General features: G+C 65.5%; 14 protein-coding genes. 6 read left to right on the top strand and 8 right to left on the bottom strand.

From position 1 onward, the window contains the following. Positions 1–2: 2 nt before the first annotated feature. The 6 genes from N5B55_RS23050 to N5B55_RS23025 form a co-directional block, all read right to left on the bottom strand. The gene (locus N5B55_RS23050) at positions 3–692 is read right to left on the bottom strand and encodes a heme-copper oxidase subunit III family protein (RefSeq protein WP_065858450.1); all 690 of its coding nucleotides are present in this window, start codon (positions 690–692) and stop codon (positions 3–5) included. Then, positions 689–1,297, bottom strand: a complete 609-nt coding sequence (locus N5B55_RS23045; protein ID WP_304540256.1) for a cytochrome c oxidase subunit 3 — start codon at positions 1,295–1,297, stop codon at positions 689–691. Before N5B55_RS23045 ends, N5B55_RS23050 begins: the two co-directional genes overlap by 4 nt. Next, on the bottom strand, positions 1,294–3,093 hold the full coding sequence (ctaD, locus tag N5B55_RS23040) for a cytochrome c oxidase subunit I (protein WP_304540254.1): 1,800 nt from the start codon (positions 3,091–3,093) through the stop codon (positions 1,294–1,296). The genes N5B55_RS23045 and ctaD overlap by 4 nt, the downstream gene beginning before the upstream one ends. Positions 3,094–3,105: 12 nt before the next feature. Further along, positions 3,106–4,263: a cytochrome c oxidase subunit II gene (locus N5B55_RS23035; RefSeq protein ID WP_304540252.1), complete on the bottom strand. Its 1,158-nt coding sequence runs from the start codon at positions 4,261–4,263 to the stop codon at positions 3,106–3,108. Positions 4,264–4,497: 234 nt separating this feature from the next. After that, positions 4,498–5,010 carry a hypothetical protein gene (locus N5B55_RS23030; RefSeq protein ID WP_065858443.1) on the bottom strand — a complete coding sequence of 171 codons (513 nt, stop codon included), beginning with the start codon at positions 5,008–5,010 and terminating at the stop codon, positions 4,498–4,500. A 97-nt stretch (positions 5,011–5,107) separates the two neighbouring features. Then, positions 5,108–5,566: a DUF3293 domain-containing protein gene (locus tag N5B55_RS23025; RefSeq protein WP_065858441.1), complete on the bottom strand. Its 459-nt coding sequence runs from the start codon at positions 5,564–5,566 to the stop codon at positions 5,108–5,110. 146 nt (positions 5,567–5,712) lie between these two features. Here N5B55_RS23025 and N5B55_RS23020 point away from each other — a divergent pair, with 146 nt between their 5' ends. Beyond that, positions 5,713–6,168: a universal stress protein gene (locus N5B55_RS23020; RefSeq protein ID WP_065858439.1), complete on the top strand. Its 456-nt coding sequence runs from the start codon at positions 5,713–5,715 to the stop codon at positions 6,166–6,168. A 105-nt stretch (positions 6,169–6,273) separates the two neighbouring features. After that, the gene (locus N5B55_RS23015; RefSeq protein ID WP_304540248.1) at positions 6,274–6,972 is read left to right on the top strand and encodes a YceH family protein; all 699 of its coding nucleotides are present in this window, start codon (positions 6,274–6,276) and stop codon (positions 6,970–6,972) included. A 48-nt stretch (positions 6,973–7,020) separates the two neighbouring features. Here the strand turns inward: N5B55_RS23015 and edd are convergent, their stop codons facing one another. Then, on the bottom strand, positions 7,021–8,850 hold the full coding sequence (gene edd / locus N5B55_RS23010) for a phosphogluconate dehydratase (protein ID WP_304540246.1): 1,830 nt from the start codon (positions 8,848–8,850) through the stop codon (positions 7,021–7,023). 317 nt (positions 8,851–9,167) lie between these two features. Between edd and zwf the strand changes: the two genes are divergently transcribed. From zwf to N5B55_RS22995, 3 genes are read left to right on the top strand one after another with little or no spacing between them, the layout of a single operon-like run. Then, positions 9,168–10,637 carry a glucose-6-phosphate dehydrogenase gene (zwf, locus tag N5B55_RS23005; protein ID WP_065858556.1) on the top strand — a complete coding sequence of 490 codons (1,470 nt, stop codon included), beginning with the start codon at positions 9,168–9,170 and terminating at the stop codon, positions 10,635–10,637. Further along, entirely contained in the window at positions 10,637–11,341 is a 705-nt protein-coding gene (gene pgl / locus N5B55_RS23000; protein ID WP_103518685.1) for a 6-phosphogluconolactonase, read from the top strand. The genes zwf and pgl overlap by 1 nt, the downstream gene beginning before the upstream one ends. After that, entirely contained in the window at positions 11,322–12,377 is a 1,056-nt protein-coding gene (locus tag N5B55_RS22995) for a glucokinase (RefSeq protein ID WP_065858554.1), read from the top strand. The genes pgl and N5B55_RS22995 overlap by 20 nt, the downstream gene beginning before the upstream one ends. Positions 12,378–12,390: 13 nt before the next feature. Here the strand turns inward: N5B55_RS22995 and N5B55_RS22990 are convergent, their stop codons facing one another. Continuing rightward, on the bottom strand, positions 12,391–13,224 hold the full coding sequence (locus tag N5B55_RS22990; RefSeq protein ID WP_304540241.1) for a MurR/RpiR family transcriptional regulator: 834 nt from the start codon (positions 13,222–13,224) through the stop codon (positions 12,391–12,393). Between the two features lie 215 nt (positions 13,225–13,439). Here N5B55_RS22990 and N5B55_RS22985 point away from each other — a divergent pair, with 215 nt between their 5' ends. After that, positions 13,440–15,164 (top strand): S53 family peptidase, encoded by a 1,725-nt coding sequence (locus N5B55_RS22985; protein WP_304540239.1) that lies wholly within the window; start codon positions 13,440–13,442, stop codon positions 15,162–15,164. The last annotated feature ends 52 nt before the right edge of the window (positions 15,165–15,216 follow it).

Here is a 15,216-nt window from a genome sequence, read left to right as displayed (position 1 = left end):
CCTCACCACAGGTAGAACAACGCAAAGATGAACACCCAGACGAGATCGACGAAGTGCCAGTAGAGGCCCGCGATCTCCACGATCTGGAAGTTGCCGTGCTCGGCAAAGCCCGGCTGCAAGATCTTGCGGGCGATCAGCAGCAGGTAGATCACGCCGCAGGTCACGTGAAAGCCGTGGAAGCCCGTGATCATGAAAAAGCATGCGCCAAACTGCGCCGCGCCCAGCGGGTTGCCCCACGGGCGGATGCCTTCATGCACGATCAGCTTGGTCCACTCGAACGCCTGCATCGACACGAACGCCGCGCCCAGGATGGCAGTCGCCAGCATGAGCAGCGCCGCGCGCTTTGCCTCTCGCCGGTAGCCGAAGTTCACCGCCATCGCCATCGTGCCGCTGCTGCTGATGAGTACGAACGTCATGATGGCGATCAGCAGGAGCGGCACTTCCACGCCGCCCACCGACAGTCCGAACACCTTGGACGGGTCGGGCCATGGCACCGTGGTCGACATGCGCACCGTCATGTAGCCGATCAGGAAACTGCTGAAGACGAAGGTGTCCGACAGCAGGAAGATCCACATCATGGCCTTGCCCCACGGCACCCTGAAGGTTTCGCGGTCGCCCGACCAGTCGTTGACGATGCCGGGCCAACCTCCGGCGGAGGCGCCCGAGTCGGCGGGTAGCGTGGGATCGCTCATGGTGTGGCTCCGTACAGCGGCCCGCAGATGGCCGTCACAAATGCGGGTGTGATCCACCACATCGCCGCCAGCAACACAAGCCACACGGCCAGCAGGAAGTGCCAGTACGTTGCGCAGAGGGCAACGCTGCGACGCGTGCGGTCGGCGTTGCTGCGCAGGCGTGCCACCGTCACCGCCCAGACGACCAGGCCACCGACGACATGCGCCGCATGCAGGCCCGTGAACACATACAGAAAGCTGTTGGACGGGTTGACCGCCACGCCTTGCCCGGTGGCCGACAGTTGCTGCCACGCGGCCCATTGCCCGAGCACGAAAAGCGCGGCAAGCCCGCCACCCGCGAGCAGCCAGATCGTGCGGCGCGTGTCGGTTCTCCGTGCCAATTCCATGGCCACGCTGGCCAGTGCCAGCACGCCGGTGTTCCACCACAGCAGCGCCGGGTGGGGAACCGGCATCCAATCCGGCTCGCGCATGCGCATGGCATAGGCGAGGATCAGCAACAAGAACAGCGCCGTCACCACGGCCATGAAGACGCGCAGGCCAATGCGCCCCGCTTGGGGCAATGCGGACGACGCATCAGGTGCGAAGTGGCGGGGCAGGGTCGTCATGTGCGCACCCCGCTGGCGTGGAGGATGGAGGTTGCCGGCGCCGCTTCCGTTTCCGCTCCCATATCGGGGGCGCCGGTGGGCGGTTCGTTCTGCGGCACGAAGTCATCCGCACGGCCGGGCGGGCTGTACTCGTATGCCCACCGGTAGACCACCGGCAGCATCGGCCCCCAGTTGCCGTGCACGGGCGGTGTCTGCGGCGTCTGCCATTCGAGCGTGGTGGCACGCCACGGGTTGGACTCGGCCTTCCTGCCACGCACGAGGCTCCACGCCAGGTTGAAGAGGAACAGCAGCTGTGCCAGGCCCACGATGATCGCAATGACGGTGATGAACGTGTTCAGTGTTTGCGCGGAGGGTGGGATGAAGCTGTATCCCTCATACGCGTAGTACCGCCGCGGCATGCCCAGGACTCCCAGGTAATGCATCGGAAAGTAGATCAGGTACGTGCCGATGAAGGTGATCCAGAAATGTGCGCGGCCCAGCGTGTCGTTCAGCATGCGGCCCGTCACCTTCGGGTACCAGTGGTAGAGCCCGCCGAACACCACGAGGATCGGTGAGACGCCCATCACCATATGGAAGTGCGCGACCACGAAGTACGTGTTGGACAGCGGAATGTCGACGCTGACGTTGCCGAGGAACAGCCCCGTCAACCCGCCGATCACGAACGTGCTGATGAAGCCGATGGCAAACAGCATCGGCACGGTCAGGTGGATGTCGCCCCGCCACAGCGTCAGCACCCAGTTGTAGACCTTGAGCGCGGTCGGGATGGCGATGATCAGCGTGGTGGTGGCAAAGAAGAAGCCGAAGTACGGGTTCATGCCCGCCACGAACATGTGGTGCGCCCAGACGACGAAGGACAGCACGCCGATGATGAGGATGGCCCACACCATCATCCGGTAGCCGAAGATGTTCTTGCGCGCGTGCGTGCTGATGAGGTCTGACACGATGCCGAAGGCGGGCAGCGCGACGATGTACACCTCGGGGTGCCCGAAGAACCAGAACAGGTGCTGGAACAGCAGCGGGCTGCCGCCGCTGTGGTTCAGCTGCTGCCCCATCGACACCACCGCCGGCATGAAGAAGCTGGTGCCCAGCGTCTTGTCGAGCAGCATCATGATGGCCGACACAAACAGCGCGGGAAACGCCAGCAGCGCCAGCACGGTCGCCGTAAAGATGCCCCATACCGTGAGCGGCATGCGCATGAGCGTCATGCCGCGCGTTCGCGCCTGCAGCGTGGTGGTCACGTAGTTGAGCCCGCCCATGGTGGCCGCCACGATGAAGATCGCGAGCGACACCAGCATCAGCACGATGCCCCATTCGGTGCCCGGGGTGCCCGGCAGGATCGCCTGCGGCGGATATAGCGTCCAGCCCGCGCCGGTGGGCCCGCCCGGCACGAAAAAGCTCGCCACCAGCACCAGCACGGCCAGCAGATACACCCAATAGCTGAGCATGTTCAGAAACGGAAACACCATGTCGCGCGCGCCCAGCATCAGCGGGATCAGGTAGTTGCCGAAGCCGCCAAGGAACAGCGCCGTGAGCAGGTAGATCACCATGATCATTCCGTGCATGGTGACGAACTGGTAGTAGTGGTTGGCGTCGATAAAGTCGAACTTGCCGGGAAAGCCCAGCTGCAGCCGCATCAGGTTCGACAGCACGAGCCCCACCAGCCCGATGGCGATGGCCGTGAGCGAATACTGCACCGCGATGACCTTGTGGTCCTGGCTCCAGACGTAGCGCGTCCAGAAGCTTTGCGGTGCGTGATCGTGGCCGGGGGACGCGGGGCTGGGGTGTGCGTAAGACATGGCGTCTCCTCGCTACGGTTTCGCCGTGGTCGATGCGGCATCGCCACCTTGCGCTTCGATGTATGCAACCAGCGCCGACAGCTCCTGCTCGCTCAGATCGAACGACGGCATGATCGGCGCGAAGCCCTTCACCACCCGCGCCTTCGGGTCACGGATGAACGCGCGCAGGTACGCCTCGTCGACGTGCGCGGTGCTGCCGTCGGCCATGGTTTCAGTCTTGCCGTAGAGCCCCTTCCACGTGGGGCCGACGCGCGGGCTGCCGTCGATGCTGTGGCAGGCAACGCAGCCCTTGGCCTGGGCGAGCGTCTGGCCTTGCTCTGCCAACGCCTGCGCGCGTCCGCCCGCAGCAGGGGCGGCGGCTTGCAACTTGGCTTTCTGGCGCTGCTCGAAAGTGGTCTGCTGTGCGAGCCAACGTGCGAACGATGCCTCGTCTTCCACGACCACCACACCGCGCATGTTGGAGTGCCCGATGCCGCAGAGCTGCGCGCACAGGATGTCGTAACGCCCTGCCTTGGTGGGGGTGAACCAGAACGTGGTGATCATGCCCGGCACCATGTTCATGCGCGCACGGAACGGCGGCACGTAAAAGTCATGCAGCACATCGCGCGAGCGCGCCAGTACCTGGATCGGGCGATTGATCGGCAGGTGCAACTCGGGCGTTTCGATCAGGACGTTGTCGCGTCCGTTCGGGTCGGCCGGGTTCATGCCGAACGGGTTGTCGTTGCTCATGTAGCGCACGTCGGTCGTGCCGAGCTTGCCGCCGGGGCCGGCAAAGCGGAAGCGCCATTGCCACTGCTGGCCGAGCACTTCCATCTGCAAGGCGTTCGGTGGCGGCCGTACGTAATCGGCATAGACGAACAGGCCCGGCGCAAGCAGCGCCGCCACACCCACGCTGGTAATGCCGATCAGCCACCATTCCAGGCGCTTGTTGTGCGGCTCGTAGGCGGCCCGCTGGTTGCGCAGGCCGTCGCGATGGCGATAGCGCAGCAGCGCCGCGACGACGAAGAGGTTGATGGCGACAAACAGCACACCGGTGATGACGATGGTGATCGTCAGCGTGTCGTCCATGCGCACCCAGTTGGAGGCGATTGGGGTGATCCACCAGGGGCTGGCAAAGTGAAACCCCACCGCCAGCACGACGATCAGCACGAGCGCAATCGCAAGGGCCATGGGCACCTCCCGGCGAGGGACTCCCTCAACACGCTAAAGACAGGCTAGGTCGCGCACCCGGATCGTGCAAGGCAACGTAAGGACGAGGCGCACCCCGCGTATGGATCGGGCCGACGCGGCATCTGTGTGCTGCGCCGCAATGTAAAACGGCCGCCTCCGGCATGCGTTGCCCGAGGCGGCCGCCTCCTGAAGGCGCCGCTCAGCTTGCGGCGCCGCAGGAAAAAGGTGGGGGTGTCAGTGCATCGGCTCGGGCATGCGCCGCTCCAGCATGCCGTACGTGATCGCCGTCACGACGCCAAACAGCAGGTTGGCAAGCAATGGCCCCGAGCCGCGCTCCGACACAAACCACGGGAACACGGCCGTCATGCCGTAGAAGTTGACCACGTACGCCACGATTCCGAAGACCACGCCGACGGCGGCGAGCATGCCGGGGCTCGAATCGAAGTGGAACGGCGCGATGATGGCCCCCAGGATCATGCCCATGAAGGCGCCCAGCACGAAATGCAGCACGAGCGCTGTCCCTACGATGCTGAGGCTGAACAAGGACATCTCTTCCAGCGCGCCGCGGCCCATGACCATGGCGGCGATCTTGTGTGTCGGGCGCCAGGGGCTTTCATTGAGCACCATGGTCGACCAGAAGAACTCCAGCACGATGACCAGCGCGCCGCCCACGAGGCCTGCCACGCTGGCGGCGAGCCAGTCTGGCATGCGGCGCTCCCAATGATGCGATTGCATGTGCAGTTCCATACGAACCTCCTGCTGATGTATCTACGCCAGCACTTAGGGATCGGAAGCGCCACTTGCAGTACTGCAAAGCGCTGTGCGCCAAGTGCCCTGTGCAGAATCAGTCTGGCAGATACGGGTGCCAACGCAAGGTACAAAAACCATGCGCATCGCACAGCACCACCGCGTTCTGGTCGAACGTGAGCATGAGCGTATCGGCGATGGCCGGGTCTTCGATGAACAGGAGCAGGCTCGGCTCGGCTGACCATGTGTGCGCGGGGGCATCTTCGGGCGGGCCGCCTTCTCCAGTCAGCCATTGCAGGCCGCGTGCGATGGCCCAGGCAAGCAGCTCGGCTTGCCGTGCGGCGTTTTCTTCCGCTGACACCGCGCGCGAAAACGGCTGATGCGCCGTTACGAACACGGCCCACGGCGCATGGGCCTGGGCGAGCAATGCCGCCACGCATGGGTTGATGGCGTCGACGCGCAGCAGCACATCGCCTTGCGGCGCGCTGACGCGATAGCGGGCGCCGCGGTATGCGGCAATCAATTCAGGTGTGGGGGCGGGCGGATGGCGGTGCATTATTGCGTCGCATGGTCGCGGCCATCTGATTTGGCGCAACGCAAATGGGTGGTCGATGTCACAGAATAGCGTGTGGGTGGCCCAGGCGCCGCCCCAACACCGTCAGCACAGTATTCCGACAACCACTCTCCTGCGAGGCTTGAACCATGTACAAGAAGATTCTGGTCGCCGTTGATGGCAGCGAAACCAGCAAGCTGGCCCTGGCCGAGGCCGTGCGCCTGGCCAAGGCATTCCAGAGCACCATCCGCGCGGTTTATATCGTCGACAGCCCGGCCATGTTGTTCGACGTCGGCTATTACGACCCGACGGAGCTGCGCAAGTCGTTCATCGAAGCCGGCACGGCGTTGCTCGCCGACACCGCCGCGACGCTTACCTCCGCCGGCCTGCAGCAGGAGACCGTGCTGGTTGAAACCCAGCACGTGGGCGAGGATGTGGCGGGCGCCCTGCAGGCCGAAGCCGTGCGAAGCGGCGCCGATGTGGTCGTGCTCGGCACGCACGGTCGCCGTGGGCTGGCACATGCGATGTTGGGCAGCGTGGCCGAAAAGTTCATCCGCCAGGCGACCACGCCGGTGCTGCTGGTGCGCGGTGCGGCCAAGGGCTGAGTTTCGATTGTTGTTGCGCAGGCAGGGCCGCCTGCCTGCGTGCGCCGGATATGATGTTGGCGTTCGAATTTGCCCCAACCCAAGCGTATCCGTCGCCGTCCCGCCATGAATATCAATTCCGACGCCGTGCAGCGTCGCGCCATCCGTACCCTGACCGCGCTTGAAGGACGTGTTCTCGGCGTCCTGGTCGAAAAGCAGCACACGGTGCCCGACACTTATCCGCTCACGCTCAACGCGCTGGCGGCCGGCTGCAATCAGAAAACCGCACGTGCACCGGTCATGTCCGTCACCGAAGCCGAAATCCTTACGGCCATCGACGGGCTGAAAACGTTGAGCCTGGTCATGGAAGGCAGCAGCAGCCGTGTGCCGCGCTTCGAGCACAACATGAACCGCGTGCTGGGTGTGCCGAGCCAGTCCATCGCGTTGCTCACGGTGCTGTTGCTGCGCGGCCCGCAGACGGCGGCCGAGCTGCGACTGAACGCGGCGCGGTTCCACGCCTTTGCCGATATTTCATCCGTTGAAGCGTTTCTGGACGAACTGGCAGAGCACGATCCGCCCTATGTCGTGAAGCTGCCGCGCATGCCGGGCGAGCGTGAAAGCCGCTGGATGCACTTGCTCTGCGGTGAAGTTGCGCAAGCTGACATCCGCCACGGCGGCGCCGTTGACGAGTCCATTGCACCGTCGGAGTTCGAAGCGCTGAAAGCGGAGCAGAAGCAGTTGGCCGACAAGGTGGCAAGGCTTCAAACGCTTGTCGAACAGATGGCCGGTGAGCTGGGCATCTCGATCGACAAATCCATGCTGTAAACCCAGCCGGCCGAGGCACTGGCCCTGGGCCGGCTGCAGCATCCTGGCTTATGCGCCGGCCGAAACGAACAACGTGCAGGCGCCTTCTTCCGCTGGCGACACATTGCGGCGGAAACCCGAGAACAAGTCCCGCCCAACGCCTGCGTGGTAATGCGATAGATCCGGCGCGGTGACCTGGCGGGCATTCCACTCCGCCTCCGGCACGCGCACTTGCAGCGTGCCTGCTTCCGCATCCAGCACGACGATGTCGCCATCGCGCACGCGCGCCAGCGGCCCGCCGTTGAGCGCTTCCGGCGTGATGTGAATGGCGGCCGGCACCTTGCCTGAGGCGCCCGACATGCGGCCGTCCGTCACCAGCCCGACCTTGAAACCGCGCTCCTGCAGCACCGACAGCGTCGGCGTGAGCTTGTGCAGTTCGGGCATGCCGTTGGCGGCCGGGCCCTGATACGGCAGCACGGCAACGAAATCGCGCTCCAGTTCACCGGCCTTGAACGCGTTGATCAGATCGTCCTGCGCGAGGAAGACGCGTGCCGGCGCTTCCACAAAACGATGTTCCGGCTTGACCGCCGACACCTTGATCACCGAGCGCCCGATGTTGCCGTCGAGCACCCGCAGGCCGCCGTCCGGCGAGAACGGCTCGGCCACGCCGCGCACGATGTTGGTATCGAGCGAGGCAGCGGCGCCATCGCGCCACACCAGCTTGTCGCCTTCCAGGAAGGGCTCTTGCGCATGGCGGCGCAGGCCCCTGCCCATGATGGTCGTCACGTCGTCATGCAGCAGGCCGGCGTCGAGCAGTTCGCGAATCACGATGGACAGACCGCCTGCGGCCTGGAATTCGTTCACGTCGGCCTTGCCGTTCGGGTAGACACGCGCCAGCAGCGGAATCACGCCCGACAGATCGTTGAAGTCGTCCCACGTGAGGAGGATGCCGGCCGCACGCGCCATCGCCACGAGGTGCAACGTGTGGTTCGTCGAGCCGCCCGTGGCCAGCAGGCCGACGATGCCGTTGACGAAGGCGCGCTCATCGAGCACGTCGGCAATGGGGGTGTATTGGTCGCCGCTGAAGACGAGCTTGAGCGCCTGGCGCGCTGACTCACGCGTGAGCGCCTCGCGCAGCGGTGTATTCGGGTTGATGAAGGCGGTGCCCGGCAGGTGCAGGCCCATCACCTCCATCAGCATCTGGTTGGAGTTGGCCGTGCCGTAGAACGTGCACGTGCCCGGGCCGTGGTACGACTTGGATTCGGCTTCGAGCAGATCGGCGCGCGAGAGCTTGCCTTCGGCGTACAACTGGCGCGTGCGCGCTTTTTCATCGTTGCTGATGCCGGTCGTCATGGGGCCGGCCGGCACGAACACGGCCGGCAGGTGGCCGAACGACAGCGCGCCGATCACCAGCCCCGGCACGATCTTGTCGCACACGCCCAGGTACAGCGCCGCGTCGAACATCTGGTGCGACAGCGCCACGGCCGTCGACAGGGCAATCGTGTCGCGCGAGAACAGCGACAGCTCCATCCCGTCCTGGCCCTGCGTCACGCCATCGCACATGGCGGGCACGCCGCCGGCAAACTGCGCGGTGCCGCCGGCGTCCAGCGCCGCCTGCTTGAGCCACGCCGGAAACGCCTCCAGCGGCTGATGTGCCGACAGCATGTCGTTGTACGCTGAGACAATGCCGAGGTTCGGCCGCTCCAGCGCTTTCAGGCGGATCTTCGCTTCGCCCGGCATGGCCGCAAAGCCGTGCGCGAGGTTCGTACACGAGAGCAGCGTACGCTCGACCTTGCGGCCGGCATTCTTGCGGGTGACATCCAGATAGGCCTGGCGGGGGCCGCGGCTGCGGTCGATGATGCGTTGGGTGACGGCGGCCAGAGTGCGGTGCAGGGCCATGCGGGTTCTCCTGGGGGTAGGTCCGGGCAGGACAGAATGCTGTAATTTTCCTACAAATGGGCCGGATTTGGTGCAGGGTTTTCCACAGGTACCGAATCCAATGACGTGCAGATAACACGGCCAAGCACGCGAATTGCGTGCCACAAGGCGCGCGTGAGGCCTTGACCCGTGGGAAAAGTCCGGTCGGAAACGCTTGCCCGGGCAGTTTCGCGAACGTCTTGCTCACGATGTAGTAATACTACAGAATGAGCCTAGAACAGTTGCCTTGCTAGTCAGCTAGGCTAGCCTAATCGATGGCTCACACACAGGAGATGACGATGTCGGTGCCCGCATTCGACATGGTGTTGTTCGGCGGTACGGGCGATCTTGCCCGCCGCAAACTGATTCCGGCCTTGTTCGATGCGCATCAGGGTGGCGAACTCCACTCCCGCGGGCGGATCTTCGCCATCGGCACGCAGCCGCTGGAGACTGCCGGCTACCTGGCCCTGCTGGAGCGCGAAACGCGCCCGACCATGCGCCTGTATTCCGGCGCGCCCGTCTCCGACGACGCCTGGGCCTCGTTTGCCGAGCGCATCGTCTATCAGCAGGTGGACGCCCGCAAACCCGAGCAGTTCGACGCGCTGGCCGCCGCGCTGGGCGAGGACCGCGCGCCGGTCACGGTCTGCTACCTGGCCACGGCGCCGGGCTTCTTCATCGATATCTGCAAGCAGCTCGCCCGTGTCGGGCTGAATACGCCGAATGTGCGGCTGGTGCTGGAAAAGCCGCTGGGCACCGATCTTGCGTCGAACGAGCGCATCAATTCCGCCGTGGCGCAGTTCTTTGCCGAAGACCAGATCTACCGGATCGACCACTACCTCGGGAAAGAGTCCGTCCAGAACCTGATGGCGATCCGCTTTGGCAACGCGCTGTTCGAGCCGCTGTGGCGCCGCGAATGGATCAAGGATGTGCAGATCACGATTGCCGAGCAGCTTGGCGTGGAAAAGCGCGGCGATTTCTACGACGGTGTCGGCGCGCTGCGCGACATGGTGCAGAACCATCTGTTGCAACTACTGTGTATCGTCGCCATGGAGCCCCCTTCTAGCCTGTCGCAAGATGCCATCCGCGACGAGAAGCTGAAGATCTTGAAAGCGCTCAAGCCGATTCCGCTGCAAGAGGTGCCTGAGAAGACCGTGCGCGGCCAGTACCAGGAAGGCGCCATCGCGGGGCAGCCGGTGCAAGGCTATCTGCATGAGCAGGGCATTCCGCCCGACAGCCGCACCGAAACCTTCGTCGCCATCAAGGCCGAGATTGCCAACTGGCGCTGGGCCGGCGTGCCGTTCTACCTGCGCACCGGCAAGCGCATGCCGCAACGGCTGGCGGAGATCGTGGTGCGCTTTCATGACGTGCCGCACGCGCTGTTTCCAAAACCGCTGATCCAGTTTCCGGAAAACCGTCTTGTCATTCGCCTGCAGCCGGAAGAGAGCATCCGCCTGCAATTCCTGACGAAGACACCGGGCGCTGCGCTGGGCTTGCAGCCGTCCACGCTGGACCTGGACTTTACCGACCACGGCGGCGTGCGCCATGCCGGCGCGTATGAGCGTCTGCTGATGGACGCTGTCAACGGCAAGCTCGGTCTGTTCGTGCGGCGCGATGAGCAGGCCGAAGCCTGGCGCTGGGTCGAGCCGATCATTGAAGCGTGGAACGAAGCACGCATTCCGCCCAAGGGCTACACCGCGGGCAGCTGGGGCCCTGCGGCATCGAGCGCGCTGCTCTCGCGCGACAACGCCGCGTGGCACGAGGAGATGTAATGGCGATGCGCTGGCACGCAGTTCCGGAGGCCGCCGCGCAGGTGCAAGCGTTGGCAGCGTCCATTGCGAACACGCTCACGCATGTGATCGAGGCGCAGGGCAGTGCCTGCCTGGCTGTATCGGGCGGGCGCTCGCCCATTGCACTGTTTGCCGCGCTGCGCGTGCTGCCGCTGCGCTGGGCCGACGTGTCGATCACGCTGGTCGACGAGCGTGCCGTGCCGCCCGAGCATGCCGACAGCAACGCCCGGCTCATCCGCGAGCATTTGCTGCAGGATGCCGCGGCGGCGGCGCGCTTCTTTCCGCTGGTGTTGTCACCGCACGTGCATGGCGAATCGGTTGACGTGGATGCCTGCGTGGCGACCGCGAATGAGCCGTTTCAGCAACCCGACGTCGTGATTCTCGGTATGGGCGATGACGGGCATACCGCCTCGTTGTTTCCCGACGCACCTGAATTGGGCGAAGGCATCGATCGCACGCGGGCGCCGGCGTATCTGCCGGTGCGCCCCGGCGCTGCGCCGCATCGGCGTATCAGCCTGAATCTGTCTGCGCTGTGTGCGGCGCGCCGGTTGTTCCTGTCGATCTCGGGGCAGGTCAAGCGCGGTGTGTTCGACAAGGCCGCGCGAGGCGGGGCACAGCGTGCGCTGCCGGTGAGCTACGTCATTCATCAGCGTGAGGTGCCGCTCGATGTCTATTGGACTGCATGAGGTGAACGCGGGCAGCGTGGCTGACACGCTGGCCTACCCGCGGCTGGTCGCCGATGTGGGCGGCACCAACGTCCGCTTTGCGCTGGAAATGGCGCCCATGCGCCTGGCGCACATCGGCGTGCTGGCCGGCGACGACTACCCGTCGCTCGAAGCAGCCATGCGCGCCTACCTGGCATCGCTGCCGCCGGAGATTGCCACCGCGGGCGTGCGCCATGCGGCCATCGGCATCGCCAATCCGGTGCTGGGCGACCAGATCCGCATGACCAATCGCGACTGGGCCTTCTCGATCGAGGCGATGCGCCAGTCGCTGGGCTTCGATACGTTTGTTGTGCTCAACGACTTCGCGGCGCTGGCGCACGCATTGCCGTATCTGCCCGCCGACGAGCTGGAACAGGTGGGAGGCGGTGCCAGCTTGGCCGATGCACCGCGCGCGCTGCTCGGCGCCGGCACGGGCTTGGGCGTTGCGTCGCTGCTGCCGACGCCGGAGGGCCGCTACATCGCCGTGGCCGGCGAGGGCGGTCATGTCGCCTTCCCGCCGATGAACGACGAGGAGGCCGTCATCTGGCGCTTCGCACGCGAACGCTTCGGCCATGTGTCGGCTGAGCGGCTGATTTCCGGCATGGGCCTGGAGCTGATCTACGAGGCGCTGGGTGCGTGCTTTGACCTCTGGCAGCAAGGTCCCACCTTGCGCCGCGCCGCCGACATCACCGCCATCGCATTGGGCGAGATGGAAGACGCTGCCGGCGACCACGCGCGCTGCCGTTATGCCGTCGATACGTTCTGCGCGTTTCTCGGCACCATCGCGGCCAATCTGGCGGTCACGCTGGGCGCGCGCGGCGGCGTGTACATCGGCGGCGGCATTGTCCCGCGTCTGGGGCCGGCGTTTGCCAACTCACCGTTCCGGCGGCGCTTTGAAGACAAGGGGCGCTTCTCGGCCTATGTGGCGTCGATGCCCGTGTACGTGATTCATTCACCGTACCCGGGGCTGATCGGCCTCTGCGCTGCCATGGATCACGCAGTGGCCCAGGGACACTGACGCCGCGTTGGCGTTATTCAGGCTGGTCGGCGTGCTGGAGGGCGCTGCCCTTGCGTAGTGCCACTTCCAGTACCAGCGCATCGAGCAGCGCCAGGTGCAACAGGCGCGCGACCATCGAGCGGTCAGTCACGGCATCGTCCACGCCTGCGGGCAGCACGACATCGGCGAGTGCCGCGAGCGGGCTGCCCGGCGCCGTGACGGCAATTACGCGCACCCCCAATTCGCGCACGCGTTCCACCGCCGTCTGCAGTTCGGGCAATGCGCCCGATTTGGAAATGGCGATCACCACGTCCCCTGCCTGCAGCACGTTCAACGACATCGACACCAGATACGGATCGCTATAGGCATTCGCGGGGATGCCGTAGCGGAAGAACTTCGTCTGCGCGTCGAGCGCTACGACGCCGGAGCTGCCGAAGCCGTACAGGTCGATGCGGTGCGCGCTGTCGACCAGCGCCACCGCTGCATCGAGTGTGCGCGGGTCGAAGCGGTCCTGCAGCGTGTTGAGTGAATCGATGGCGTCCTGCAGGACGCGTGTGCCCGAGGGAGACGCGTCGCGTGCCGGCGCGGCGTCACGGGCCGCATTGCCCTGCGCCAGCCGCAGCTTGAAATCCGACAGGCCATGGCAGCCCATCGAGCGGCAGAAGCGGATCACGGTCGGCTGGCTCACACCGGCTTCGCGCGCGATGGCGGCCACCGGCAGGCTGAGCACAGTACCGGGCTGGCGCAGTACCCAGTCAGCCACCTGGCGTTCGGCCGGAGAGAGCGACGGGCGCGCCGCGCGAATGCGCTCGCGCAGGTCGGTCGATGAATCTGGGGTGGCGGAGGAAGTGGCTTGCTGGGCGCTCATCTGCGCGCGGGTTCGAATGGCGGACCGCATCACGATAAAGGCAAGCGCAGCCGCGCGCAACCGCCCTGCGAGGGGTTGTTAGATGCAGCGCGCCCCAAGTGCAACTGACTGTTTTTGCACTGTTGGGAGGCGGGCGCCTTGGCTACGGTGAACGACGCCCACGTCGTCACAAGCGGCGTGGTTCTGCAACGTCGTACTCCTCAAAAGGACATCCGATGCTCCGTACTGATCTCCCCGTGCAGCGCTTCTCAACCCTGTGCCGTCATCTGGCGTATGCATGGCCCCTGGTGCTTGCGGCCGGGCCGCTGCATGCCGCCACCGATTGGGTCGACACCCACACCAAGGCTTTCGTGACGGGCCCGCAACTCCTGGCACGCGGTGCCACCAACGAGGTCGCTCCCGGCCAGACTGCCGATGTACTGATCAGCCTCAAGCTACGCAACGAGGCCACGCTGAAGGCGCTCGCGCACGACGTGAATGACCCGCGCAGCCCGCACTACCGGAAGTACCTGACCAGCGAGCAGTTCCTGGCCGACCACGCGCCCACGCAGGCGCAGGTAGACGCTGTGGTGCGCTATCTGCGCCAGAACGGTTTTATCGATATTGACGTTGCGCCCAACCGGCTGCTGGTATCTGCGCGCGGCACGGCCGGCACGGTCAAGGCGGCGTTCAACACGCCGCTGGTGCACTACCAGCTGGCCGGCCGCAGCGGGTTTGCGAACAGCGGCAAGGCGCAGGTGCCCCGCGCGCTGGGCGGCATCGTCGGATCGGTGCTGGGGCTGCAGAACGTGGCGCGTGCGCGTCCGCTGCTGCGTGTGGGCGATGTGGCGGAAGCGCGCACGCTGGCGGCCGGTACCGCCACGGGCCACTACCCGAAGGAATTCCCGGCGCTGTACGGCGCGACCGGCGTGCCGACGGCGGCAGGCACCACCGTGGGCATCATCACCATCGGCGGTGTATCGCAAACGCTGCGTGACCTGCGCACGTTCACGAGCAACAACGGCTACGCCGCGGTGTCCACCACCACGATCAAGACCAACGGCACCAGCGGCAACTACACCGACGACCAGGAGGGCCAGGGCGAGTGGAACCTCGACAGCCAGTCCATCGTGGGGGCGGCCGGCGGTGCGGTCGGCAAGCTGGCTTTCTACATGGCCGACCTCAACGCGCCAGGCAACACGGGCCTGACCAAGGCCTTCAACAAGGCCGTGACCGACAACACCGCCAAGATCATCAACGTGTCGCTCGGCTGGTGCGAGAACGACGCCAGCGCCGACGGCACGCTCGATGCGGAGGAGGCCATCTTCACCACCGCCGCCGCGCAGGGGCAGACGTTCTCCGTGTCTTCCGGCGACGAGGGCGTCTACGAGTGCAACAACCGCGGCTATCCGGACGGCGCCAACTACAGCGTGTCGTGGCCGGCATCGTCGCCCCACGTGCTGGCCATTGGTGGCACCACGCTGTACACCAGCGGATCGAGCTTCGCCAGCGAGACCGTGTGGAACGAAGGCCTCGACGGCAACGGCAAGCTGTGGGCCACGGGCGGCGGCATCAGCCAGATTCTGCCGGCACCGAGCTGGCAGGGCGGGAATGCGCGGCTGTTGCCCGATGTGTCGTTCGACGCGGCGCAAAGCACGGGTGCCTACATCTACAACTACGGGCAACTGCAGCAGATTGGCGGCACGAGCCTGGCATCGCCCATCTTTGTCGGCTTCTGGGCACGGTTGCTGGCGGCGAACGGCAACCTGGGCTTTCCTGCTGCGCGCCTGTACAGCGCCATTCCAGCCAACGCGTCGCTGCTGCGCTATGACGTGGTCTCGGGCAACAACGGCTACCAGGGCTACGGTTACAACGCCGCCAAGGGTTGGGACTATCCAACGGGTTGGGGCAGCCTGAACATTGGCGCCCTGAATCAGTTGATCAAATCGGGCGGCTTCTGATGCGGAGGTGAGTTTGCGGGCGGCTCTGCACAAAGTGTGAGCCGCCCGCGCA

This window comes from Ralstonia pickettii, assembly GCF_030582395.1.
GTDB classification, from domain to species: Bacteria; Pseudomonadota; Gammaproteobacteria; order Burkholderiales; family Burkholderiaceae; genus Ralstonia; species Ralstonia pickettii_D.
This window is presented reverse-complemented; position numbering and strand designations above follow the sequence as displayed.

Coding starts and splice junctions, on each gene's coding strand:
- N5B55_RS23050 (WP_065858450.1), bottom strand. CDS start 692: ATGAGCGATCCCACGCTACCCGCCGACTCGGGCGCCTCCGCCGGAGGT.
- N5B55_RS23045 (WP_304540256.1), bottom strand. CDS start 1,297: ATGACGACCCTGCCCCGCCACTTCGCACCTGATGCGTCGTCCGCATTG.
- ctaD (WP_304540254.1), bottom strand. CDS start 3,093: ATGTCTTACGCACACCCCAGCCCCGCGTCCCCCGGCCACGATCACGCA.
- N5B55_RS23035 (WP_304540252.1), bottom strand. CDS start 4,263: ATGGCCCTTGCGATTGCGCTCGTGCTGATCGTCGTGCTGGCGGTGGGG.
- N5B55_RS23030 (WP_065858443.1), bottom strand. CDS start 5,010: ATGGAACTGCACATGCAATCGCATCATTGGGAGCGCCGCATGCCAGAC.
- N5B55_RS23025 (WP_065858441.1), bottom strand. CDS start 5,566: ATGCACCGCCATCCGCCCGCCCCCACACCTGAATTGATTGCCGCATAC.
- N5B55_RS23020 (WP_065858439.1), top strand. CDS start 5,713: ATGTACAAGAAGATTCTGGTCGCCGTTGATGGCAGCGAAACCAGCAAG.
- N5B55_RS23015 (WP_304540248.1), top strand. CDS start 6,274: ATGAATATCAATTCCGACGCCGTGCAGCGTCGCGCCATCCGTACCCTG.
- edd (WP_304540246.1), bottom strand. CDS start 8,850: ATGGCCCTGCACCGCACTCTGGCCGCCGTCACCCAACGCATCATCGAC.
- zwf (WP_065858556.1), top strand. CDS start 9,168: ATGTCGGTGCCCGCATTCGACATGGTGTTGTTCGGCGGTACGGGCGAT.
- pgl (WP_103518685.1), top strand. CDS start 10,637: ATGGCGATGCGCTGGCACGCAGTTCCGGAGGCCGCCGCGCAGGTGCAA.
- N5B55_RS22995 (WP_065858554.1), top strand. CDS start 11,322: ATGTCTATTGGACTGCATGAGGTGAACGCGGGCAGCGTGGCTGACACG.
- N5B55_RS22990 (WP_304540241.1), bottom strand. CDS start 13,224: ATGAGCGCCCAGCAAGCCACTTCCTCCGCCACCCCAGATTCATCGACC.
- N5B55_RS22985 (WP_304540239.1), top strand. CDS start 13,440: ATGCTCCGTACTGATCTCCCCGTGCAGCGCTTCTCAACCCTGTGCCGT.